The 23,852-nt window shown below is 47.0% G+C and carries 26 protein-coding genes; 22 read left to right on the plus strand and 4 right to left on the minus strand.

The window, feature by feature from the left end; all coding sequences use genetic code 11:
- Genes BLS15_RS04415 through mtnA form a run of 3 tightly spaced genes read left to right on the plus strand, consistent with a single transcriptional unit; the run spans nucleotide 1 to nucleotide 3,365 of the window.
- A complete protein-coding gene (locus BLS15_RS04415; protein WP_090510227.1) occupies nucleotides 1-1,002 on the plus strand; it encodes an ABC transporter permease in 1,002 nt (333 codons plus the stop codon).
- Between the two features lie 21 nt (nucleotides 1,003-1,023).
- Complete coding sequence (gene mtnK / locus BLS15_RS04420; protein ID WP_028533186.1) at nucleotides 1,024-2,247, plus strand: S-methyl-5-thioribose kinase; 1,224 nt, start codon at nucleotides 1,024-1,026, stop codon at nucleotides 2,245-2,247.
- A gap of 17 nt (nucleotides 2,248-2,264) precedes the next feature.
- Nucleotides 2,265-3,365, plus strand: a complete 1,101-nt coding sequence (gene mtnA, locus BLS15_RS04425; RefSeq protein WP_090510231.1) for an S-methyl-5-thioribose-1-phosphate isomerase — start codon at nucleotides 2,265-2,267, stop codon at nucleotides 3,363-3,365.
- Between the two features lie 127 nt (nucleotides 3,366-3,492).
- On the opposite strand, the gene BLS15_RS04430 is transcribed toward mtnA, so the two are convergent.
- Complete coding sequence (locus tag BLS15_RS04430; protein ID WP_090510235.1) at nucleotides 3,493-4,254, minus strand: DeoR/GlpR family DNA-binding transcription regulator; 762 nt, start codon at nucleotides 4,252-4,254, stop codon at nucleotides 3,493-3,495.
- 264 nt (nucleotides 4,255-4,518) lie between these two features.
- Here BLS15_RS04430 and BLS15_RS04435 point away from each other — a divergent pair, with 264 nt between their 5' ends.
- A complete protein-coding gene (locus tag BLS15_RS04435; protein ID WP_072728476.1) occupies nucleotides 4,519-5,247 on the plus strand; it encodes a class II aldolase/adducin family protein in 729 nt (242 codons plus the stop codon).
- Between the two features lie 162 nt (nucleotides 5,248-5,409).
- Here the strand turns inward: BLS15_RS04435 and BLS15_RS04440 are convergent, their stop codons facing one another.
- Complete coding sequence (locus tag BLS15_RS04440) at nucleotides 5,410-6,099, minus strand: copper amine oxidase N-terminal domain-containing protein (protein ID WP_051614154.1); 690 nt, start codon at nucleotides 6,097-6,099, stop codon at nucleotides 5,410-5,412.
- 229 nt (nucleotides 6,100-6,328) lie between these two features.
- Here BLS15_RS04440 and BLS15_RS04445 point away from each other — a divergent pair, with 229 nt between their 5' ends.
- On the plus strand, nucleotides 6,329-6,928 hold the full coding sequence (locus BLS15_RS04445; protein WP_021253124.1) for an HD domain-containing protein: 600 nt from the start codon (nucleotides 6,329-6,331) through the stop codon (nucleotides 6,926-6,928).
- Between the two features lie 75 nt (nucleotides 6,929-7,003).
- On the opposite strand, the gene BLS15_RS28865 is transcribed toward BLS15_RS04445, so the two are convergent.
- The gene (locus tag BLS15_RS28865) at nucleotides 7,004-7,150 is read right to left on the minus strand and encodes a hypothetical protein (protein WP_175460717.1); all 147 of its coding nucleotides are present in this window, start codon (nucleotides 7,148-7,150) and stop codon (nucleotides 7,004-7,006) included.
- Nucleotides 7,151-7,237: 87 nt separating this feature from the next.
- Nucleotides 7,238-7,603 (minus strand): VOC family protein, encoded by a 366-nt coding sequence (locus tag BLS15_RS04455; protein WP_028533183.1) that lies wholly within the window; start codon nucleotides 7,601-7,603, stop codon nucleotides 7,238-7,240.
- 110 nt (nucleotides 7,604-7,713) lie between these two features.
- Here BLS15_RS04455 and BLS15_RS04460 point away from each other — a divergent pair, with 110 nt between their 5' ends.
- From BLS15_RS04460 to BLS15_RS04535, 17 genes are all read left to right on the plus strand, one after another.
- Nucleotides 7,714-8,700 (plus strand): helix-turn-helix transcriptional regulator, encoded by a 987-nt coding sequence (locus BLS15_RS04460; protein WP_028533182.1) that lies wholly within the window; start codon nucleotides 7,714-7,716, stop codon nucleotides 8,698-8,700.
- Nucleotides 8,701-8,907: 207 nt separating this feature from the next.
- Complete coding sequence (locus tag BLS15_RS04465; protein WP_028533181.1) at nucleotides 8,908-9,240, plus strand: hypothetical protein; 333 nt, start codon at nucleotides 8,908-8,910, stop codon at nucleotides 9,238-9,240.
- A 36-nt stretch (nucleotides 9,241-9,276) separates the two neighbouring features.
- On the plus strand, nucleotides 9,277-13,308 hold the full coding sequence (gene essC, locus BLS15_RS04470; protein WP_090510243.1) for a type VII secretion protein EssC: 4,032 nt from the start codon (nucleotides 9,277-9,279) through the stop codon (nucleotides 13,306-13,308).
- A gap of 18 nt (nucleotides 13,309-13,326) precedes the next feature.
- A complete protein-coding gene (locus BLS15_RS04475; protein ID WP_051614169.1) occupies nucleotides 13,327-14,190 on the plus strand; it encodes a hypothetical protein in 864 nt (287 codons plus the stop codon).
- A gap of 4 nt (nucleotides 14,191-14,194) precedes the next feature.
- Nucleotides 14,195-15,364 carry a WXG100 family type VII secretion target gene (locus BLS15_RS04480; protein WP_021253118.1) on the plus strand — a complete coding sequence of 390 codons (1,170 nt, stop codon included), beginning with the start codon at nucleotides 14,195-14,197 and terminating at the stop codon, nucleotides 15,362-15,364.
- A 196-nt stretch (nucleotides 15,365-15,560) separates the two neighbouring features.
- Entirely contained in the window at nucleotides 15,561-15,878 is a 318-nt protein-coding gene (locus tag BLS15_RS04485; RefSeq protein WP_021253117.1) for a DUF4176 domain-containing protein, read from the plus strand.
- A 119-nt stretch (nucleotides 15,879-15,997) separates the two neighbouring features.
- Complete coding sequence (locus BLS15_RS04490) at nucleotides 15,998-16,273, plus strand: WXG100 family type VII secretion target (protein ID WP_021253116.1); 276 nt, start codon at nucleotides 15,998-16,000, stop codon at nucleotides 16,271-16,273.
- Nucleotides 16,274-16,373: 100 nt separating this feature from the next.
- Nucleotides 16,374-18,410 (plus strand): hypothetical protein, encoded by a 2,037-nt coding sequence (locus BLS15_RS04495; protein WP_090510247.1) that lies wholly within the window; start codon nucleotides 16,374-16,376, stop codon nucleotides 18,408-18,410.
- Between the two features lie 49 nt (nucleotides 18,411-18,459).
- On the plus strand, nucleotides 18,460-19,212 hold the full coding sequence (locus tag BLS15_RS04500) for a vWA domain-containing protein (protein ID WP_028533176.1): 753 nt from the start codon (nucleotides 18,460-18,462) through the stop codon (nucleotides 19,210-19,212).
- Between the two features lie 119 nt (nucleotides 19,213-19,331).
- A complete protein-coding gene (locus BLS15_RS04505) occupies nucleotides 19,332-20,147 on the plus strand; it encodes a hypothetical protein (RefSeq protein ID WP_139170640.1) in 816 nt (271 codons plus the stop codon).
- 170 nt (nucleotides 20,148-20,317) lie between these two features.
- Nucleotides 20,318-20,857 carry a DUF402 domain-containing protein gene (locus BLS15_RS04510; protein ID WP_021253112.1) on the plus strand — a complete coding sequence of 180 codons (540 nt, stop codon included), beginning with the start codon at nucleotides 20,318-20,320 and terminating at the stop codon, nucleotides 20,855-20,857.
- Between the two features lie 458 nt (nucleotides 20,858-21,315).
- A complete protein-coding gene (locus BLS15_RS04515) occupies nucleotides 21,316-22,308 on the plus strand; it encodes a phosphotransferase (RefSeq protein WP_021253111.1) in 993 nt (330 codons plus the stop codon).
- A 69-nt stretch (nucleotides 22,309-22,377) separates the two neighbouring features.
- Nucleotides 22,378-22,632, plus strand: coding sequence for a DUF2164 domain-containing protein (locus tag BLS15_RS04520; protein ID WP_021253110.1), 255 nt, complete (start codon nucleotides 22,378-22,380; stop codon nucleotides 22,630-22,632).
- A gap of 2 nt (nucleotides 22,633-22,634) precedes the next feature.
- Nucleotides 22,635-22,832: a DUF4184 family protein gene (locus BLS15_RS04525; protein WP_028533175.1), complete on the plus strand. Its 198-nt coding sequence runs from the start codon at nucleotides 22,635-22,637 to the stop codon at nucleotides 22,830-22,832.
- 91 nt (nucleotides 22,833-22,923) lie between these two features.
- Nucleotides 22,924-23,100, plus strand: a complete 177-nt coding sequence (locus tag BLS15_RS29325) for a hypothetical protein (RefSeq protein WP_254777283.1) — start codon at nucleotides 22,924-22,926, stop codon at nucleotides 23,098-23,100.
- The gene (locus BLS15_RS29330) at nucleotides 23,101-23,436 is read left to right on the plus strand and encodes a GNAT family N-acetyltransferase (protein ID WP_302848144.1); all 336 of its coding nucleotides are present in this window, start codon (nucleotides 23,101-23,103) and stop codon (nucleotides 23,434-23,436) included.
- Between the two features lie 93 nt (nucleotides 23,437-23,529).
- On the plus strand, nucleotides 23,530-23,817 hold the full coding sequence (locus BLS15_RS04535; RefSeq protein WP_028533173.1) for a hypothetical protein: 288 nt from the start codon (nucleotides 23,530-23,532) through the stop codon (nucleotides 23,815-23,817).
- Nucleotides 23,818-23,852 lie beyond the last annotated feature (35 nt).

A 23,852-nucleotide genomic window follows, 5' to 3' on the forward strand; every position in this document is an offset into this window, starting at 1 on the left:
ATGAGCATAATTCGGCGTAGTCAAGCTCAAGGACAGACACCCAAGTCGTTTGACTTTTTCGATTTTTTATATAAATACGGCACCATCATTACAATATTGCTATTGATCGCTGTGTTCGGAACGCTGTCAAGCAGCTTTTTGCTGCCGTCCAATATTATTAATATTTTGCGTTCGATCTCGATTGTAACCATTATTTCTATTGGGATCACGATCTCGCTTGCGGTAGGCGGTTTTGACCTGTCCGTTGGTTCCGTCGCCTCGCTTGCAAATGCGATCGTTATTTCTATGTTCGTATGGCATTCGCAAAATACATTCATCTCGATCATTGCTGCGGTACTGGTATGTCTGATTGTAGGTGTAGTGAACTCGTTCATGATCGTGAAGGTGAAAATACCGGACATGCTCATGACGCTGGCAACGATGTTCATTATACAAGGCTTGGCGCTTACCTATACAAGAGGGGCGACTGTCTCGCAAAATATGGTGATGCCAGATGGCTCGTTCGCAACGGGGAAGATAAGTGCTTTATTTGCTAAGATCGGGCAAGTTCCTTGGATTATTGTCATAATGCTCATTGTAGTCACTGTTGTGCACATATTCTTGAACTATACAAAACATGGCAGATATATGTATGTAATCGGGGGCAATATCGAGGCGGCGAAACTGTCAGGAATCGCGGTCAATAAGTACCGAGTGCTTGCTTATATTCTATCAGCAGGATTTGCGGCGATTGGCGGCATTATACTCGCTTCGCGTGTTATGACTGCAGAGGTGAATGCTGGTGCGCCGTATTTGATGGATGCAGTAGCGGCAGCCTTCATCGGCTTCTCTGTAGCAGGTGCTGGGAAACCGAATGCATTCGGTACATTCATTGGAGCAATCCTGATTGGGATCTTGCAAAATGGTCTTGTCATGATGTCGGTTCCATACTATGCGATGGACATCGTGAAGGGGACGGTGCTCGCATTTGCACTGGCATTAACGTATTACAAGAAAAAATAAGGCTTACGGGAGGGGAAAGGAATGAAATATACAACGTACTTTACAATGCAAGAAGCAGATGTAATCGACTATGCGTTAACGAAGCTGGATGTATTCTCCGAGGATGCGAGCTTGACCTGCAAGGAGATTGGGGACGGCAACTTAAATTACGTGTTCCGGCTCGTCGATGAGCAGTCGAAGCGTTCTATTATCATTAAGCAAGCAGGCCCTGTAGCGCGGATTTCGGATGAATTCAAGGTATCTCCTGACCGTAATCGCATCGAAAGCGAGATTCTGAAAATCCAAAATGAGCTTGCACCTGGACTTGTCCCGGAAGTATACAACTATGATCCGATCATGAACTGCTGTGTGATGGAGGACTTGTCCGATCATGTCATTATGCGCACCGCGTTATTGAACCGGGAGCAGTTCCCTCTGTTCGTGGAGCATATTACGACATTTATGGCGAACACATTGCTGTTGACATCTGATGTTGTCATGAATCATAAGGAGAAGAAAGAACGGGTTAAAACATTTATTAATCCTGATTTGTGTGAGATTACCGAAGATCTTGTATATACGGAGCCATTCTACAATTGTGCGAGAAACGATGTCTACGAGCCGATTCGTGAATTCGCAGCTAAGCATTTGTGGGAAGATGAAGCGTTGCTGCTGGAAACGGCTAAGATGAAGTTTGAATTTATGACGCATACTCAATCTCTGATTCACGGCGATTTACATACAGGATCAATCTTCGTGAAGCAGGATTCGACCAAAGTGATTGATCCGGAGTTCGCTTTCTACGGGCCAGCAGGATACGATGTGGGCAATATTATTGCAAACTTAATCTTTGCCTATGTGAATGCAGAATGTACAATGGAAGCGGGCGACTTGAAGGAACGTCATATGGAATGGATCATTGAAACGATTCAAGACGTTGTTGACCAATTCCAAACGAAATTCTTATCCTTATGGTCAACATCTGTTCTAGATAAGTCAGCTTCGTATTCCGGATTCGATCGATATTATCTTGATCTGATTATGAAGGATGCAGCGGGTGTTGCGGGGCTTGAATTGTGCCGTCGCACACTCGGCATCGCGCATGTGAGAGAGATTGCATCCATTGCTGATGCTGATGCAAGAGAACGTGCTGAGCGGATGTGTCTCATCATGGGCAAGCAGCTCATTATGGATCGTTCTGACATGAAGCGAGGCAGTGACTATTTCCGTATCATCAGTTCAAGCAGCGAGATGTACAGCCGATAGAATGGGAGGATGGAAGGATGAGTCAAATGAACAGCAGTCAAACAGTCAGCATGATATCGTCAGTTCGGTTAGAGGATGAGAAGAATACGCTAATCATTCTAGATCAGACACGTCTCCCAAATGAAACCGTATATCTCGAGCTTCAGAAGCTCGAAGATATTTGGGATGCTATCTATCATTTGAAGGTACGTGGTGCGCCTGCTATCGGCATTGCGGCGGCATTCGGGGTATATTTGGGTGTGAAGGGATCCTCAGCGGACACGTATGAGGAATTCTTCGAAGATTTCGGCAATGCGAAGCAATACTTGGGTTCGTCGCGACCAACGGCAGTGAATCTGTTCTGGGCGCTGAATCGTATGGAAGCAAGGCTGGAACAGGTGCGAGAACGCTCTGTTGCTGAGATTAAGGCAGCGTTGAAAGAGGAAGCAGAAGCGATTCGCGCAGAGGATGAACAGGTATGCAAGAGCATCGGCCGCTATGCATTGTCTCTGCTTCAGCCGAACTGGGGCATCTTGACACATTGCAATGCGGGGGCCATTGCAACAGCGAAGTATGGAACAGCTCTTGCACCTATCCATCTCGGCCAAGAGCAGGGCTATCAGTTCAAGGTATACGCAGATGAGACGCGTCCATTGCTGCAAGGGGCTCGCTTAACGGCCTGGGAGCTTAAGGAAGCGGGCGTGGATGTAACGTTGATCTGTGACAATATGGCATCTATCGTTATGAAGGAAGGCAAGATACAAGCTGTGTTGGTCGGCTGCGACCGAGTGGCGGCGAACGGTGACGCAGCGAACAAGATTGGCACTTCTGGCGTGGCCATCCTGGCAAAGCATTATGGCATCCCGTTCTATGTATGCGCCCCATTATCTACGGTGGATTTGGAGTGCCAGACAGGCGACGATATTCATATCGAGCTGCGTCCTGACAGTGAAGTAACGAGCAAGTGGTATGAGCAGCCAATGGCGCCAGAAGGGGTTAAGGTATACAATCCTAGCTTCGATGTGACCGATCATTCTCTCATCACAGCAATCATCACGCAGCATGGCATTGCTTATCCGCCGTTTGCAGATTCTCTGCCAGAGATGTTCCGCAAGGAAGCTGCGTCTAAGATGGGTTGATCGCCTGCTTATAGTAATCGAGTTTATATAATGAGACGAATCCGTATCTAAACAAAAATCCCCTGCATGCAAATCGACAATGAACAAAGCGATTTGTCCATCAGGGGATCATTTATTGTACATTTGTTTATTCGCATTCGTATAAGGATATTCCCTTTGTACTAGTGACCTCATGCCATGGATCATCCAAACGCTGATCAGTAACAATGGTGTGGATTTGATCCAAATCACAAATACTTGCGAAAGAAGTTCGGTCGAATTTCGTATAGTCCGCAGCTAAATATACCTTGTTTGCCCGTTCTGCGGCAATGCGCCGTACCTCAGCTTGTTGTTCATTGGAGTCTGTCAGTCCATGCTGGATGCTGACTGATCGGCAGGAGATGAATGCCATATCGAAGAAATAGCTCTTCATGTTCACTTCCGCATTTCTGCCCAGAGCCGACATGGAGCTGGAGGATATGCCGCCGCCAATGACAACGAGATGCACTTGTGGACTTTCCATCAATACATTAATAATTTTTATTGAATTGGTTACGACCGTCAGACGCTGCTCCTGAATTTGTTGTGCGATGTACAGCGAGGTGGTAGAGGCATCTAAGAAAATGGAGTCACCGTTTGAAATAAATTGAGCGCATTGCGCTGCAATTCGCTTCTTGCCATCAACATGGATATGTTCACGGAGCTGGATATTGATATCATTTTGAACACCATCAGGTATGTACGCACCTCCATAAGTTCGAGTCAATACGCCTTCCTCCTCTAGTTGTTTCAAATCTCGGCGAATGGTCTCCTCCGTGACTTGAAATAGTGAAGTAAGCTTGGCGACCGTAACGCTCTTCTCCTCTTGGATGATATCTTTAATTTTCGCTTTTCTCGTAATAGGCAGCATATTGTCCGTTCTCTCCGCTTATGTTTGATTTTAACTCCATTATATCATACCTTCTCTCTATAGCTTGCCAACTTCATACATAAACAATCCACACAAAACAACACAATACATTGACAAAACGGATATAAAGTACGAATATTAAATATATGGCATACGAGGATTTAGACTTTAGATATAAGCCTCTTTATGTTTGATGTAGAGACAAGCCAGAGACACAGGGGGTGTGAAGGATTGAATAAGCTGCAAGCTAACTCAGATACGGAAATGAAAGAACTCATCTGTGACATCGGCAGAAGGATGTATGCACGGAATTATGTGGCTGCAAATGATGGGAATATTACGATGAAGACGGAAGCGGGTACCATTTGGGCGACACCGACAGGGGTAAGCAAGGGCTATATGACACCTGACATGCTGGTGGAGATGGATATGCAGGGTAATGTTTTGTCGGGTACATACAAGCCTTCTTCTGAAATTAAGATGCATTTGCGAGTATATCAGGAGAACTCGGAGGTACGTGCTGTTGTTCATGCGCACCCTCCAGTGGCAACGGCATTTGCTATTGCGGGGATTGATCTGGATCAAGCTATTTCTCCCGAGGCAATTGTTAATCTGGGACGAGTAGCCGTTGCGCCCTATGCGACACCAGGTACGCAGGAGGTTCCCGATTCGATTGCCCCATATTGCAAAGGATATCATGCTGTGCTCCTAGCGAATCATGGTGCATTAACGTGGGGGAGGGATATGACTGAAGCCTATTTCCGAATGGAATCGCTAGAGCATTATGCACTGATGTACATGTATGCGAGCAGGTTGCTTGGCCGCACGAATGAATTGTCAAGTGAGCAGGTCGCGGAACTCGTAGACATACGAAGCCGGATGGGCGTTACAAGCGGTGGAAATCCATCGTTAAGGCGGCGGGAGGAAGACACCCTCTTCGATCAACTTGCGGATAAGATAGTAGAACGAGTGTTATCCAAATTAAATTCGTAGATATGCGCTTCATTGAGACAGATCCCGAAGTCGGCAGGGTGAAGGGATTACTAGAAATTCAGGATGGATATTAATTCTAATTTCATACACAGACAGCCCCAAAGAATAGTCACAATCCATGCAGCTGCGTCGGATGCGATATCTTTGGGGCTGTTACTTTTTCTAAAGGGAGATATTTATTGTTTTCTCTGACTCATTCCATTCCACAGTGCTTGGCAATGCATCACGAAGCAACTGAAGTGGAACCATGAACTTGCCTTTGTATACAATCATGGGAGCCGTAAGTTTATTAATCGTTCCGTCAATGGAGAAGGTGTAATGGTTATGCTTAATTGGGACAATCACTTGCCGTTTCGCTGAAGATATGTAGATTTTGTTGTCTTTAACCGAATAGTTTGCTTGTAGTGCCTTTAAGGTATCGATAAGTGGAAGCATAAGCTGGCTGTCATGGCGTACAGCCTGAATAGGCAGTTTAGTTGCTTCCTTGTTAAGAGTGATGGCAGCTGCTACTTCCGTGACGATAGGTTTGTTTTCTTTTGCCTGTTTATTAGTTGTGTTACCAGGTTTAGCGTTGTTTTTGTTTTTTGTTGTTGATTTACTAGATGATGAAGATTTGGAAGAGTTGGATGATTTGGACGACGAACTCTTCTTAGAAGAAGACTTAGATCCACCATTGTGATAGTGGTATTCCCCATACTCCAATCCCCATTTTTCGCAATTCGTTCTACACGTATGACCCCCGTTGCTATCTGTTCGGCCAGGGTGTGCGATTGAGATCGATGAAAATGTCGTCATCGCAACGATACAAGCAGTACTTACGGCTATCAGCTTACTCCATCTTACACGTTTCATCGTGGTAACCCCTTTCTATTCGCATAGGTATTATGGATCGATTCTATTATAGTTCCACTACCTCTTAAGAACTAGGAAATATTTGAGAAATGACGAGATAGGTCAATGATTATCGTGTTTTTTGCCATTATGCAATTTCGGATGGCTGTGAGATAATGAGATGTAGAAGCATCTGCAGCAGGGGAATCCTGCACGGATAGCGTAAGGATGACGAAGGGGAATGACGTTCATGGCGGGCATAAATGAAAGATTAATGAAGCAACTTGAATTTGTGAAGGAATTGGATAAATTAAAGAAGGTGTTTCGTCGTTCGTATTTGCTTGATGGAAGCCGCCATGAGAATGATGCCGAGCACACATGGCATTTGACAGCGATGGCAATGCTGCTGCACGAATATACAAGTGAACGCAATATGAATTTGCTCCGTGTGTTCAAAATGTTAATTATTCATGATGTGGTCGAGATTGATGCAGGGGATACCTTTGCATATGACGCTGAAGGCAATGCAAGCAAGTTCGAGCGCGAGTCCAAGGCGGCCAAGCGGTTGTTTGGCATCTTGCCAGAGGATCAGAAACTGGCGCTAACCCAATTATGGACGGAATATGAGCAGCGTCAGACACCGGAAGCACAATTTGCCGTTGCACTTGATCGTTTGCAGCCGCTGCTTCACAACTATGTGACAGAAGGCAAGTCGTGGAAAGAGCATAAGGTAACGAGTGAGCAAGTGTTGGCGCGGATTCAAGCCATCCGAGATGGAGCTCCAGAACTGGGGAAGCTAGCGGAAGAACTCATCCGCAGTTCGGTGGAGAAGGGATACTTGGCTAACTAAGGCTGTCTAGCATCAAACCGTGAATACAGGGGGAAGGAGTGAATATGCATCCTTCCCCCTTTTCTCTTTGTTCATCTAGACGTAGAGAACCCAACGATTGCGGGTTTCACTCGAACCTTCCAGCTTCCATCCATTATGCTCATAGTATCCATTGAAGCTAGACTGAATAGGGCAGGCTGATTCTATCGGATGAGGAGCTAAGGTATCCAGCATTTGTCGCAATAGATGCTGCCCCCTGAACGGTTCCGCTACAGCAAATTGATAGAGAGAGATGCATGTACACCGCAATCCCATCCTCAATATTCTTCACTATTTGCCAACTAGAACGAACACGTTGTGATCTGGAGCTTCCATGACGGCAACGTGTCCAGATTCGGTAGGGAACGGTTCTCGAATCCAATGAATATCAGTCCGTTCTTGCAGCTTCGCATACGTCTCTCGTACATCATCAACGAGAAGTTCGATATCGATTTCTTTCAACTCAGGGTTGTCCTGCAGCACAAGCTCTGAGCTGCGTTCATCTGGGAAAGACAACCCCACAATTGTCCATGGTTCCCCATTTGGAAGAGGGCGTGTGATCGTCCAACTCTCTTTTAACCCAATTGCGGTGTAGACAGCAACGGATTCCTCTATGTTGGCAGTATATAATGCGGCACATTCCATTTTTCGTATCATTCTATTTCCTCCTTGTATCTCGTACTACTCATACTGTACTATCTAACCATGACAAATCATGTCATAGTTATGAAATCGTTTTACGATAGGGGGAGGGGGGAGTCTTGGGCATGAACAAATCCCAGCGACTCATTGAGTTGATGATGATTGTGAACAAGAAGCAGCAGTTTACCGCGCGTGAGCTGGCGGAAGAAAGTGGTGTATCCGTACGGACAATATTGCGGGATTTGCGCCAATTAGAAGAGCTTGGTGTTCCTCTATATACGGAGTATGGACCTAGAGGCGGGTTTCGTTTGTTGAAGGAGAAGCTGCTTCCGCCGCTGACATTTCTGGAGCAGGAGGCGTTTGCTATCTTTTTCGCCGTTCAGCTGCTGCAAGAATATAAGACAATCCCATTTGGCAAGGATGCCACGAGGGCATTATCGAAGTTCTATCAGGTGCTGTCTCCACATACACAAAAGCAAATCGACGCGATGAAGCGCTGTGTACGATTTTGGGTTCCTCCTCGTGAACAGGATATACCGCATTTGCAGCAATTGCTGCATGCTTCGCTCGACAATAAGGTGATCCAGATCCGTTATGCTTCCATCAGAGGAGAGGAATTGCGCGATATCGTTCCAATCGGCATATATGCCCATAATGGCTATTGGTATTGCCCAGCCTACTGTATGGAGCGGAAAGGGTATCGGTTGTTCCGTGCGGATTGCATGCTTGAAGTGATCGAGGTTGAGCAGCATACAGTACCTATGTTAGAGCTAATGAGCTTGGAAGAGTGGTTCGAGCCTCCCCAACTGAAGGACGATGTTGTTGCCATTTATGTGGAATTGACGAAGCTTGGGGTTCGGAAATGTCAAGCCGATCCATGGTTGGATAAGTCGCTGACTGTGCGCGAAGATGGGACGGGTGTGATCAATCACGTGATCGCGGCGACTGAGGTAGGCTATTTGGCGGACATTCTGTTTGGAATGGGGACAGATGCGCATGTCATCGAACCTCCAGAGATTATAGAGTTGATTCAGCAGAAGGCGGAGCAGTTAATTGCACAATATCAACACTTAGAGAGGTCCACTATGAATCTCTATTACCAGTCTATTTGAGGGATATTCTGGGGTTAAACCCCGTCTTTGGGCTTATTGTAATTGTGTGATCCCAATATATACTAAACAGAGAAGTAATAGATTTGGAGTAAATTTGGTAGGAATAACGAATTAATAGAGTGTGATTTCACATAAATTGACAATAATAGTCAAATGGTGCTAGAGTTGACTTATCACTACGTGCTGGTGTGAGAGGTGCCTTAGCTTATGATACTTACCGTCTCTTTTGGAAGACAAGGCCGTGAGTGGTTCGATATTGATGTAGCGGATGATTGTACAGTAGTTCAGTTGAAGGCAATACTTGGACTGAAGCTATTCGGAGAACCACCGAAGAATCATATGCAATATATTTTGGAAGTCAAGCAGCCAGAAGGATTATGGAGTACTGTTCCTGAGCAGCAGCGTTTGCTGGAGGCAGGTGTCCGTGAAGGGGCATACATTCGTGTACAGCGAGCGTTCTCCACGACTACAGATTCAGTACCATCGTTTGGTCGCCGAGCATTGTTCCAACTCGATGAGGCTGATGAACATACTGAGTAGTCGTGACAAGAGGAACGAGACGAGGAGTTGTTCAATGTGAACGTGATGTATCAGAGATCGCCTCGCATTAAGCCGGAATTACCAGAGGAGAAGCTTGAGATATTACGGCCTCCTGCTGAACCGTCGCGTCCGACGTTCTCTATCGTTACACTGATTATTCCGATTGTGATGACCTTGGTCAGTATCGGTTTCTACATATATATGTCCATGTCAGGGAAGATGGGCAATAGTAACTATATGATGTTTCAAATGATTACCATCTCGATGATGCTTATGTCCTATACGCTTCCATTTTTCTTGTATTTGAGCAACAAAAGACAGTACGTGCGCAAGCAGGCGGAACGAAGTCAGATGTATCTGGCCCAATTGGAGAAGCATCGTCTGGAGATTATCGAGAAGCAGCACGAGCAGCGAGCAGCGATGTATGCGATTCATGGTGATCCAGATGTGTGCCATCAAATTGTGAAAAATCGCAACAGCAGCCTGTGGGAACGCGGGCCTTTTGATGTTGATTTTATGGATGTTCGCATTGGCACCGGAGAAGTGCCTTTTTATATGCCAATCATTACTCCGCGAACCGATGGCTACGAGAAGGATCCGCTTATCGAAGCGGCTCATAAGCTCGAACAAGATTCTCGCACAGTAGATGAGGTTCCAATTACCTTGCCGTTGTATGAGTCGAAGGTAGTCGGAATCGTTGGAGACAAACATTCCGTTATGGAAGCAGTGCGGATTGTGATTGCTCAGCTGACGACAAGGCATTCGCCTGATGAGGTGAAGCTAGCTGCGCTCTACGATGAGCAGGAAGCAGAGAATTGGGGCTGGCTGCGATGGCTTCCGCATACATGGAATGATGATCGTACACAGCGTTATTTGGCTGATCGGCGTAGTACGGCACATCAATTGGCTGATCAATTGTATGGAATTCTAAATCGTCGCAAGAGTTTCCAGACGACAGGCGAGAAGAAGAAGCAGCTTCCCATTTATGTTGTTCTGCTGCAGGATAGCCAAATGATCGAGGAAGAGCCGCTATATCCTCTTCTATTAGAAGAAGCGAGCCGAGTGGACAGCTGTACCCTAGTGCTGTCTGATCGCAAGGAGCGGCTTCCGATGCAATGCCGCCTTATTGTCGAAGTCGGTGCAGATACTGCTGTATCTACGCAAAAAACGGATCAGGAGGGGATCGTTCAGCATTCCTTCCATATGGATCATTTATCTGCTGATAAGATCGATACGCTGGCAAGATATATGGCGCCGATTCGCTTGAAGCGTTCGGCTGCTTCAGATCTTCCACCCGTTCTAACGTTGTTCGATATGTTCGGTGTAGAACAAGTAGATCAATTGAAGCTGGTGGAACGCTGGAATCGAAATCGATATCCAGATACATTGCCAGTGCCCGTAGGTGTGCGTGCTGGTGGCAAGCTGGTGTCCTTGAATCTCCATGACAAGATTGAACGCAAGGGACACGGTCCACATGGACTTCTCGCAGGAACAACAGGCTCAGGCAAAAGTGAGGTTATTCAATCGCTAATTGCTTCACTGGCAGCTGAATACCACCCTCATGATGTGGCCTTCATGCTGATCGACTACAAGGGCGGAGGAATGTCTAATACGTTCGAGAAACTTCCTCATGTCGTAGGAACCATTACGAATCTAGACGAGAGCCTGATCGAACGTGCACAGGTATCGCTTCGTGCTGAGCTGATTCGCAGACAACACATCTTGAATGATGCGGGAAACATGCAGCATATTGACGAGTATTACAAGTCGCCGCTTCGCTATCAGAATCCGCTGCCTCACTTGATCATCATCATTGATGAATTTGCTCAGCTTAAGAAGGATCAGCCAGAATTCATGGATGAGTTGATCAGTATAGCAGCTATTGGACGTACATTAGGTGTTCACTTGCTGCTGGCGACTCAGAAGCCTGCCGGGGTAGTGGATGAGAAGATATGGAGCAATACACGATTCCGCATCTGCCTTCGTGTTCAGAGTGAAGGCGATAGTCGGGATATGCTCAAAATTCCGAATGCAGCTTGGATTACGCATCCAGGGCGCGGGTATTTTCAGGTGGGCAGTGACGAAGTGTTCGAGGAGATGCAATTCGCATGGAGCGGTGCACCTTATCTGGTAAAGCGTCAGGAAGGTCAGCCGCTGCGAATTGAAGTGAGCGAGGTTCGTCTGAACGGGAAGATGGAGGCTTTGCTGCCTAGTGATACACTATTGTCGGCCTATGATGAGCAAGATCAGCTGAAGCAGCTTCAAGTATTCATTGATGCTGTTGCCGAGGCGGCATGTTGTGAGGGAATTAATCGATTGCAAGGGCCATGGCTCGCCCCGCTGCCACAAGAGCTAGGTCGCAGTGAATTGTTCAAGCGTACACGGACGTTGTCAGGTGTTTCCGGTGATTTTAAGGGAATACAACCAATTGTAGGCTTGCTGGATGACGTCATGAACCAACGGCAGGAGCCGCTTGGCATCGAAATGGATCATGAACATTGGGCAGTATACGGAATGCCGGGAACGGGAAAGACAACATTTGTACAGACACTTCTCATGTCTCTCGCTGAGCAGTATGAACCTGATGTCTGGCACGGCTATGTTGTGGATATGGGGCGTATGCTGAAGGATTATGCTGACTTGCCTCATGTGGGCGCGGTAATTGCAGGTGAGGATGAAGATAGACTCAAGCGGCTGTTCCGCTATCTTCTTGCGAAGGTGAAGGAACGAACAGAGATGTTGTCCGAAGCCGGCGTCAAGACGATTGCTTCTTATCGGCAGGTAACACAGCTTTCGGTGCCGAATATTGTTGTTATCATTGACGGGTATTTGAATTTCCGAACTTCCTATCCGGATGAGAATGAATGTTTGGAATATTTGCTTCGAGAAGGCGGCAGCTTGGCCATTTCATTCGTGATTACAGCCAATCGCGTAACCGATATTTTTGACAAATTCCGTAGCAATATATCGAATGCGATTTCGTATGAATTAGCTGATCCAAGCGACTATTACTTTGCTGTGGGCAGACCGGCTAGAACGCCGGCGCGGCTGCAGGCAGGTCGCGGACTCATTAAGCATAACGGGGTACCGATCGAATTCCAGACTGCTTATCCTGCGGATGGGAACAATGATGTAGAACGTGTTCTTCAGTTGCGTTCACAGATTCGATTGATGCACAATTCCTGGCAAGGGGCTGCAGCCCCACTCATTCGCAGCTTGCCTGAGCGTGTGCGTCTTAGTGAACTGCTGAAGCTGCACGACGATTCATACGAGGAAAGTGAGATCATAGAAGCGGAACAGCTGCAATGCTCGGAACGGTTGCAACCCGTGCCTGTTGGCGTGCGCACAGATGATTTGGAGCCATATCTGGTCAATTTGAAGGAAGGTCCTCACTTCGTCGTCGCAAGTCCTATGGAGAGCGGCAAGACCTCATTCCTTACGAGCTGGATGCTGTCTTTGGCTTATCATATGTCTCCAGAACGTTTGCATATCTATGCGATTGATGTTCGATATGGGGACAATGGCGTTGCTTCGCTAAGAGACTTGCCTCATGTAAGGGAGATTGTAACAGAGGAAGAGCGAATTCCTGGATTCATTCAGCAAGTATATGATCAGGTCTCGTCCCGGAGTAAGGATGGAGGGGATCCAATCCTACTGCTGGTTATGGATGATGCAGATATGCTGTGCAAGCAGCTCACAGATTACACGGTCAAAGATCAACTGTCTGCGATCGTACGCCAAGGTCGGGATAAAGGGGTACATCTCGTATTGGCAGGGGTTCCGTCTGATTTTCCAACCTTCGGGGTGGACTGGTTTAACGATGTAAAAGCATCGCAAGCGGGATTTTTATTTGGGACGATTGATGCGAATGATCTGTCCTTCTTCCGAATCCCGATCTCAGAGTCGCAGTCTTCTGGACCTAGTGGGTCGAAGGTGCTTCCTCCTGGTCAAGGATATTTTGTTAGACGCAAATTTACAAAAATAAAGACAGCAATACCCTACGATGAAAAATGGACTCCGGCCGCATGGACAACACATATACATAAACGTTGGAAAGTGCGGGTCTGATGGGGGGTGGACACATTGGTGACGAGTAACGAACCATATCTACAAGCGCAAGATGGCAGAAGCGGTATTGAGCTTCATGTAAAAGAATTGTATTTTCTCGCTGGAATCATTGGATCTGATCGCTTGCTTGGGATCGAGGATCCATTTCGGGGCTATCTAACTGAGGAAATTGCAGAAGAATGGAATAAGGTCAAAGCTGCGCTGCTGCGCAAGGGATACTTAACGGAAGAGCCTGGAGGCAGAGAGCTGGCTATGCCATCTCACGTCTATTCAACGGTAGCGGTAACGGGATTGGCAAATCGCTCCTGCTGGGTTCGGTTTTCAAATGCAGCAGATGAGGGGCCTAATCGCGAAGTATACGAAGGCTATTTTCATTTTACGAATGAATTAGTCATCGAACGAGCACAGAAGCGGCTCCAACCGGAAATTTGCTCCTTTCGAGAATATGACTCGACGAATGAGGCATGTTCCGTCATTGTGAACCGCATGAACTGGGCTGATCAGCCGGAAAGCGAGATAGCTGCTGTTATGCTGTCCAAAAGGCATTTCCATAAACTCTATGAGCATGCAGATGATCTTTCCGTAGAGCAAATGACAAGTCAGCTAATGACCTTCGATGGAGAGGAAGCGGGAGCAATGGCCCTGGCGCATTCGCTGAAGCATCGTACCGCAGAAGGGGAGCTCTTGTTTCTTGTGTGGAATGAGAAAAGCTGGGATGTACAGGGAGCTGCTTTTCTCGTCGGAGGTTCCCGCAATTGGCTTATTCGGCAAAGCTCCAAAGGTGATGAGGATTGGCTGACTGCCACATTAACAACAAAGGAACAACTTGAAGGCCTGTTAATCGAGTGGGAACGCCAGCATTCTATAGAAGAAGGAAGGTGACATCGTGCGCATTATCGTAACGCCGGATGCGCTTCGTCAGGGGAGCCGTCAGTTGCAGGCAACAGCGGAGCAATTGAATGCGATTCAATCGTCATTGGAACGTTCTCTGCAGACGCTGGAGTGGGAGGTTTCTATTAAGGCTGCGATCGGAGAAAAATGGCAGCAAGCTTCTCGGTTATCGGCTCAAATACATACGCTTTTGTTTGATTTAAGCCAGCAGCTTCAGTCCAAGGCGGATCAGTTCCAATCAGCTGATCAGCAAGCGCACCCGATTCTAGGCCATGCCTATCAAATCGGTTCGGCGGCGTCATTATATTCAACGATAGGGATTGGGGGGGCATCACTGATTATCCCTGCTCTAGGGACACAGGTAGGCGCCATATCGAACCCAAATGCGGTTGTTCGGGCGATTGGCACACAAGAGGATAAAGGTTCAGGCGGTTGGAATTGGAAGCCAACGACTCCTGAAATGTATGGTTATGGCAAAGACGGATACCGCATGATCAATATGGCGAAGAGCGGGTTCAATGTGAATGTTCGTGGAGACGGCTACGTGACAATCAGCGGTGCAAGATCGAAATTCGCACTGTCTGAGGGGATTCAAGGAACGAGATATGCGGCATCGAATGCAGCGAATCATGCAAATGTGTGGAAATTCGTTGATCCAGTAGTTGCAGCAAAGGAATCGCTCTCTATCAAGGGATGGAGTGCCAAGCTTGGATATGCGGGGCTTGCATACGATACAGGTACCGCAGTCATGACGGATTACGAGAAGGGTGGCCCTAGTCGTGCAGCTGCCAGTACTGTTGTGAATGGATCAATCGGAGTAGGTACCATGGCAGCGAGTGCTGCCGTGGGAGCCTGGGTAGGTTCAGTCGTTCCTGTTGCCGGCACTATTGTAGGGGCAGGAGTAGGGTTAGCAACAGGAGCTGCTATCTCTATGGTTACGGAGGTAACCATTAACGGCAAGTCTATCAAGACCCATGCGGTTGATGCCGTTGACACTGTGGTGGATACCATGACTGATACCGTTGCGAGTGGAACGAAAGCGGCAACTGAAGCCGTTCAAGATGGCGTTAAAGCGGTGAAGAGCGGTGCAACGAAGGCTGCTGGCAAAGTTGTGAATAAGGTTTCAGATATGTTCGGTTCAGTAGGTAAACTGCTGCCTAGTTGAAGCTATTAAAACGGGTCTAATAGACTGACCTAATTTATGACATAGGAACTATATTATGATATTTATTTATCGCTCTGTAGGATCAGAATACTGCTCATGTTATTTGTACATTGGTTAATATGATCAGCTCGTCGCATCGCGTTTGCAGCTTCGATAAGAATTGTAGGATGCAAGAGTAGAAAGGGAAGGATGAATTATGGGGAATCAAACTGAACAACAACATGTTGGGAATGGAGAGGATGCATTGCTTCCACTCGGCTCTATCGTACTGCTGCATGAAGGAAGCAAAAAATTAATGATATATGGCCGCAAACAGCTGCAGATCACTACGAACCGTTTGTTCGACTATTTGGGAGTCATATATCCTGAAGGGTATATTGATGAGAACTACTCCTATTTGTTCAATCAGGAAGACATTGAAATGATTGTCCACGTTGGCTATACCGATGTGGAAGAAGAGCAGTTCCAACTCGTACTTCAGAGCGTTCCTCAGGCTCAGGAGTCCACATTTTAGAATTAGGACTGCAGACTCTTTTAAATTTGTAATAGATTTCATGTACAATTATGAATAGAAATATTTGCATAATTTATTTGTCGTTCAAATGTCTATGTCTACCAAAAGGAGGAACAAACATGGCAGGTCGCATTTTAATTACACCGGAACAGGTTGATCAAGTATCGAATCAATTCAAGCAGGGTGGAGATCAGAGTCAACAGATCGTAGCTACCCTGACACAGGCTATTCAAGGAATGGAAGGTCAATGGGAAGGGATGACGAAACAGCGCTTCTTCCAAGAATTCCAAGAAGCAAGCAAGCAGATGCAATCCTTCGTTCAAACCTTGAACACAATTAGCGAAGAATTGAAGGCTATTGCGCAGAAGTTCCGCTCTGTGGATGAACAGCGCTAATCGTTCAATTCTTACTTGAATACGAAGAGGAAGCCGGGCGTAGGACACTCCCGGTTTTTCTTACATCATACAGATGCATCATCTCGGGAGGATAGGAATTATGTCATTTCAGCCACAATCAGGAGATACGATCATTATTCAAGATATCGAATATCGGTTCGGCGAACATCCGGCAGCTCCTGGCCTCGTATATGCGCAGGCTGGCAGACAGGGTGTCATCTATCAGCTGCTTCCAACCCGAGGAGATGCTGTAGAGGCAAAGGCGCTCAAAGTGTTCCATCCGAAGTATCGTATCCCTGCGATGGTATATCAATCTGAGCTGCTCGATACCTATAGTGAGCTTCCAGGACTAAGCGTGTGCAGTCGGAACGTATTGACCCCTGAGAAAAACGGAGGACTTATCCAGAAGAGCACGGATTTGCTCTATGCAGTGGTAATGCCGTGGATACATGGCCCGACGTGGCTGGATATCGTTGCAGAACATAATCGGCTGACACGCCAAGACAGCCTGCAGATTGCCAAATCGCTGGCACGAGTATGCTCCGGTATGGAGCAGCGAGGTCTGGCACATTGCGATTTGTCTGCGCCGAATGTCATGCTTCCGTTTTTCTCGGAAGTTAAGCAGAGTTCGAAGGCATCATCGATTGAACTGGTAGATGTGGAGCAGCTCTATAGTCCTAAGATGGATCGACCGGATGTGCTGTTCAGTGGCTCTCCAGGATATGCTGCACATCGTGCGCTGCTGACAGGGATGTGGAGTGCATATGCAGATCGATTCGCAGGCAGCATTCTTCTTGCAGAGATGCTTGGTTGGTCATCTCAGCAGATCGTGGATAAGGCATGGGGCGAGAGCTATTTCGACCAACGTGAAATGCAAACCTCCTGCGAGCGTTATGAGGGATTGAAGCATGTATTAACAGAACGATATGGCGGCAAAGTATCGGATCTGTTCTCACGCGCTTGGGAAAGCCAGGATTTGAGCAGTTGTCCGACCTTCGGTGAATGGTTGATTGTGCTTAATGGCGTAGCCGAGGAAGAACAGATCGTTATAGACGTTAAGCAGCAGAATGCGCCAGAAGGAACGCAAGCGATTCATGAGCAGCGTTCAGAGGATAAAGCGATAGATAAAGAGGCGGAAGGATACACAGAAAATTCTGCTGTACAACCCGATGCAGTATCCGTCCCCCTTATTCCTGCTCGGGCTGATGTTGATCCAGATGTGGTCAATCGCCTGTTCCGGCAGGCCAGAGAACTAGAAGAGCAAAATCAACTGCAAAGTGCCTTGGAAGTGTACCGATCGGCTCATCATTTTGTTGAGAAGGAAAGTCCGATGCATATTGAGCTGGCTGCGGCGATTCAAGACTTGGAGCAGAAGCTTGCAAGGGAAGCAGATCAAATGCCACGGTCTAAGGTCAAGCTAGGGAAGCGAGCGATTGCGATCATTAGTGTAGCGTCAGCCCTCCTATTGCTTGGCTGTGGAGCTTTTGTGGTAAATCAGATGAACGAAGATGCGGTCAAGAAGGCTGCGGAAGAACGAGCGCTGCTTGACGCGAAGACTCAACAGTTGAAGGCGGAAGAGGAACGGAAGCAGGAAGAAGCAAAAAGGGTTCGTGAGGAAGAACAGCTCAAGGAGGAAGCGCGCAAGCAAGAGGAACAGCAACGCAAGGAAGATGAGCAGAAGCGCATAGAAGAACAGCAGCGCATCAAGAAGCTGGAGGAACAGAAGAAGAAGGATGCGGAGCGGAAACGCCTGCAGGCCCAGTATGATCAACAAGAGCAATATGAGAAGTATGTGGAGTGGAAGAAGAAGCGGGATGAACAGCTGAAAATAGAACAGGCTCGCGAGCAGGAGCGCAAACGGCTGGAAGCGGCACAGGCCGCACAGGCCGCGGAGAAAGCTGCTCAATTGAAGAAGGTTCGCAACCGTGACGTGGTACTGCTAATTGCTTCTTACAATAAAGCGTACAATGCACTATCAAGAAATAATATGAAAAATGCTTCAAAGTATGCGTTAGAGTTTACAGAACGGTATGAAAAGGACCCAGACTACTTCAAAAATGTAGGCAAGGTGGGGACGAGGGCTGGACATATTTATAAGTTCTTGAATGATACGTCCTATCAGCTGCCTGACATTTAGCGTGGACCAGGCACGATTCAAATAACATGCTATGAGGTGAATTGGACGGATGAACTACACGATACAGGCTTCACAGCGCACGCCTGCACTTCTCATCTATTTAATTGATATCAGTGCTTCCATGAATATGACGATGGCCGGAAGACGGCGAATCGATGTAGTATATGACGCATTATCCCAAGCGATTCGACAGATGGTATTCCGTTCTACGAAGGGAAATCGTCTGACACCGCGCTATCGCATTGCAATATTGGCCTACAGTGACGATGTCTATGATGTGCTGAATGGCATCAAGGGAATTGACGAGATTGCAAGCATGGGGGCATTACCTGATTTGACGCCGGTTCGCTTCTCTGATGCAGCCAAGGCGTTCCTTCAGGCAGAGAGACTGCTGGAGGCCGAGCTGCCTCATATGCAGGACTGTCCTGCTCCGCTTATTTGCCATATGACGGACGGAGTTGCTACTGGGGATGATCCAGCGCCAATTGCTAGGCGGATTATGCAAATGAGTGTGCCGGACGGCAATGTGCTTATCGAGAATATATTTATTACGGATCACATGTTGGATACACCAATTGAAGAACCCCGCAGGTGGAAGGGGATCGTGCAGGATACCATTCTTACCGATGAACATGCACAGAAGCTGCGAAGTATGTCTTCGATCTTGCCGGACAGCTATCGTGAGATGTTGGTGGAGGCGGATTATCACCTCTCATCAGGAGCCTACATGATGCTGCCCGGAAATTGTCCAGAGCTGGTCTCGATCGGATTCCAAATGTCTGCCGCTACTCCTGTGCGTTAATTGATTCCTAACGAAGGGAATTCACAATGAGGAGAGATTGCAGGAAGCTATTCAATCTCCGTATGCCTATTGTACAACGATACAGCTTGGATTACGTAAGAAAGGCAGGGTGAATCCGATTGAGTCTGACATCCTTTCACTACCGTTGTTCCCAACAGATGGATCAGCCGTTAATGACGATCGAGCAATCCTCTTTTCGCTGTAGATTTGCTTACGCACGAGCGGGAGAGACGGCGCAATATAAGGATAACAATCAAGATTATTTGGCCTTTCGCATAGATGGTGGTTCGCTCAGCTTTGTATTATGCGATGGGGTCAGTTTGAGCTACCAAGGAGATTTTGCTGCGAGGTTTCTAGGTGCCCATCTATTGGACTGGATTGCTGTTCAGTCTGAATTGAATGCCGAGTCTTTGCATGCTTATCTAGATTCTCTACGTGATGCAGCAGCTGAGCAAATGTCTGGGCTGCCGATTCCCTCGGGACTCCCTCCACTTGTGAAGGAAGTATTGGAAGACAAGAAACGAATCGGGAGCGAGGCGATGTTCACCTGCGGGCGGATTGATGGCACTGATGGAACGGATGAAACAGAGCCGTATAGTCGAATATGGCTTGCATGGCATGGGGACGGGCGACGTCGGTTATGGCAGCATGGACAAGAAAGCTGCAATCTGTTCGAGACTTCCAGCTCAAGTGGAGAACGGTGGTCAGTCTATCGTGGTCTCATCGGCGGAAGAGCTCATACCTTGCACCACCATATTGAAGGCAATGCACCCTTTCGGCTGATGGTGTATACCGATGGGTTATCCGAATTGGACAGCCTGCCGTATCCGCCTGCAGACGAACTGCTTCGCCACAAGCTGGAGCATCGAAATGGAGAAATGCTGGAGGATGATGTGTCTCTGCTCGACATAAGCTGGTCATCTTGCGGAAAATAAGGAGATATGACAATATATCACATGCCGAACGCTTGCGAGTAAGGTATAATCGTAGCAAAGGAAATTTGAAGCTGGGCCTCTCTTGTCTATCTGCAGATACAGGTGACGAACTGCAGTGCTCGACAAATGGGAAATAAAGAGACGGCATCCAAGCTGAGGAAGGTTGCCACATGAAGAGAAAACACGCAGATCGCTACGATTGGAAACGGATTTTGTCCAAGCAGTTCGCGCTAACTGAAGTAGATTCTCCGGAATTTACAGGCTACATCTCTCTGATTAAATTCAATGCGGTGCGGCAGCCGTTAACAGTGACAATGGACGGGAAGAGAATAAAGCTCGTAGATACAGGATATTGCTGGATGCAATATTTCCCCCTGCATGAGCATTATTCCATTACGACTGTATTTGATGAACAGGGGGAGGTCATGCAGTGGTACGTGGATGTTTGTGAACCGGTCGGAACGGATGATCGGGGCATCCCCTATTTCGACGACTTATACTTGGACGTTGTGCTGCTGCCATCGGGCCATATCTTCCTCTTGGATGAAGATGAGCTGGAAGAAGCTCTGGAGTGGGGACGCATTACCCATGATCAATACAGCACAGCTGTGAAAGAAGCTTCCCGACTCGTTCATGAAGTGAAGGAACACCCATTAGTTAGACGAAGTAAAGAGGACTTTATAATGATGCAGCAATTGCTTATGCCATGAGAGAAGACTGATATCAGTCTTCTTTATTTCTTTATAGCACTTGTTCGCATTTCTGCATAACTTGACCCGTATTTAGATCCTATCTATAACTGGAAGTTATTTCGTATTGGTATACAGTAGGCTAGTCTAGTTCTAGTCACCATTAGCCAACCAATTTTTAACTCTCATTTGACCAAGGGATGGGTGTGGGTTGAAACTTTTTCCATACCTGATGCGTCTAAGATATGTACCTTGCAAATCGTGCATGCGCAAGAAGATGTAACTCAGTTAGGTCAGCCAAGTTTGTTATATATCAAGCAGAGGATGCATTTCCAAGTCAGCAGACCAGCCCAACAGCAATTGTCATGTATGCGCTCACACTGGCCTTGCTTCTTATCGCTGCTGTACTCACATTGCGCAAATAGGAAGGAAACGTAAAAAGAGAGTATATCAGTCGGACATGAAAAGGGTGGGGTCAAATGCATTTTCCAGTTGTATATTCTACATTATGCGAGCAAGCACTTAAGGAATGGATAGAAGAGAATTATGCTGTAGGCAAGGTTCAGCGGGTTGAATTTTTGCTGCGCGGAATGAACGATACCTATAAGGTGCATGGCGATGAAGCCCTGTATATTTTCCGTGTATATCGTGGGGATTGGAGAAGACACCAGGCAGTGGTTGAATTTGAGATGGATTTCCTTCTTCATCTACAAGCTGAGGGGATATCCGTATCCTCACCGATTACGGCATTGAATGGGGAACGTGTTCATCCGCTCCAAGCGCCTGAAGGTATTCGATTTGGCGTCCTGTTCACCTATGCTGTGGGAGAAGAACGCTCAATCGACAATGCCGACATTAGCCGATTGTTCGGAGAAGCAGTAGCGCAGCTGCACAGTGCAGCAGATACGTTTACAAGTTCATATGAGCGTCCTGTAATGGATCAGAATTATCTAATCGATAAGCCGCTGCAGGTGATTGCTGACCGAATTCAGCATAGGCCCGAAGATGTTCAGAAGTTGATGGCCATTGGCAGCGCATTGAAGGAGCAAATTACACAGTTCTCAGCGCTGGATTGGGGAGTGTGTCACGGGGATTTGCATGGAAATACTAATATTAGTTACAGCGGCGATCAGACGTATACTCATTATGACTTTGACTTGTGCGGTTATGGCTACCGCGCTTATGATATAGCAGAATTTCGCTTGGCTCGTGAGGTGCACTTAGGCAATGATCCTGGAAAGCTGTCAGAGTTGTGGGATGCATTCCTAGAAGGCTATCAGTCTGTACGTCAACTTCACGAAGACGATATTCGAGCAGTTCCCGTATTCGTTGCTGCACGTCAGTTGTGGTTAATGGGACTATGTCTCCATGATTTGCATATTGTCGGAAGCATCGATTCGGGCGATGATTTTATTGATGAGAAGATGGAGTATTTCAACTCGCTGTCTGTCGAATTTGCAGGTCGTCTATAATAAGTTTATCGAGCGGAAATAGACTAGATAGGAAGTAGACAAGCGACTTAGCAACTTAGGAGGGACATCATGAATGTAAAGAAGCTGCCTAGAGAGCAGAAGGAAAAATGGATAGAGGATTTGAAGCAGTATTTTGAGACAGAGCGTGGAGAATCCCTGGGCATGTTCGAGGCAGAGGAGCTAGTTGACTATCTACTGAAGATGTTTGAGCCCTACTTATATAATCAGGCCATCGAGGATGCGCGTGCGATGTTGGAGCAGCGTATGGCTGGCATTGAAGAGGATCTATATGCAATGAAGAAATCGGAGAAGGGCAGCAGATAATCATGCCTTTTACCTTCGCACATCCACTGTATGCTGCACCTGTTCAGCGTCTTGCGCCGCAATACTTAAGTGTGACTGGGCTAGTTCTTGGAAGCATGGCACCTGACTTTGAATATTTTATTATGCTTGAACCGTACCAATTGATGGGCCATACGTGGAAGGGATTGCTGTTGGAAGCAATCCCTCTGTGTGCATTGTAATGGATGCAGCATTTCTTATCCAAGGTAGGACTTTCTGTTGAAGTGTATTGAATATATCGATGATGAACTCACCTGTAGAGGAGGGAGTCAATTGCAAATTCGAAAAGCGATGGCTGGCGATGCGCCTGGTATTGCGCGTGTTCATGTCGACAGCTGGCGCACTGCCTATCAAGGGATTATATCAGATACTTATTTGTCTAGCTTATCTGTACAAGCTAGACAAAATATGTGGGAGCATGCAATAGGACAGTTGACAGCGGACAAGTGAATTTATGTCGCAGTACAGGATACTGAGGAAATCGCAGGTTTTGCGATGGGTGGCCCAAGCCGGAGCGAACAATTTCTGGATCGAGCAGAATTATATGCACTCTACTTGCTGTCGACCGTTCAAGGACAAGGGCTCGGCAGCAAGCTGGTTTCACACGTGATGGAGCATTCGAAGTCGTTCGGACATACGAATATGTTGGTATGGGTTTTGAAAGGGAATCGTGCTCTTCAATTTTATCGTCGTACCGGTGCAATAATCGTCGGCGAGAAAGAAATTGAGATTGGCGGAGAACCGCATACGGAAATCGCTATGGAATGGGGACAACTGTCGATATAACAGGTAGGATCCGACTACTCCGTTGTGAACAATTGCTCACCACACACGGGAAGCGGGACAGATACTACATTATACATAAGTAGGTGATTTGCAATGGCTTCAACGATACATTATCAATTAAAGCAGTTGGAAGGTTCCACGGCATTATACGCTTACGCTACGGAGGCAGGCGAGAAGAAAGGGTTGTTCGAAGTCGACTTTGTAGAGTATGAACGGATGTGTCAGAAAGGGCAAGTACCTTCGATAGAGGATACAGTTTATTTAATACGCAAGAGTGAGCATGACTCTAACTTTTATGGGGGAATACGTGTGTTTTTCCACCTATACAAGCATTATCTACAGCATGGTGCGTATGCCCATGAATATGGGCAGATGGCGTAAGTTGCATGCTCATGAATCCACACACAAACTCTGTC

Source organism: Paenibacillus sp. cl6col, from assembly GCF_900102125.1.
GTDB lineage: Bacteria > Bacillota > Bacilli > Paenibacillales > Paenibacillaceae > Paenibacillus_B > Paenibacillus_B suaedae.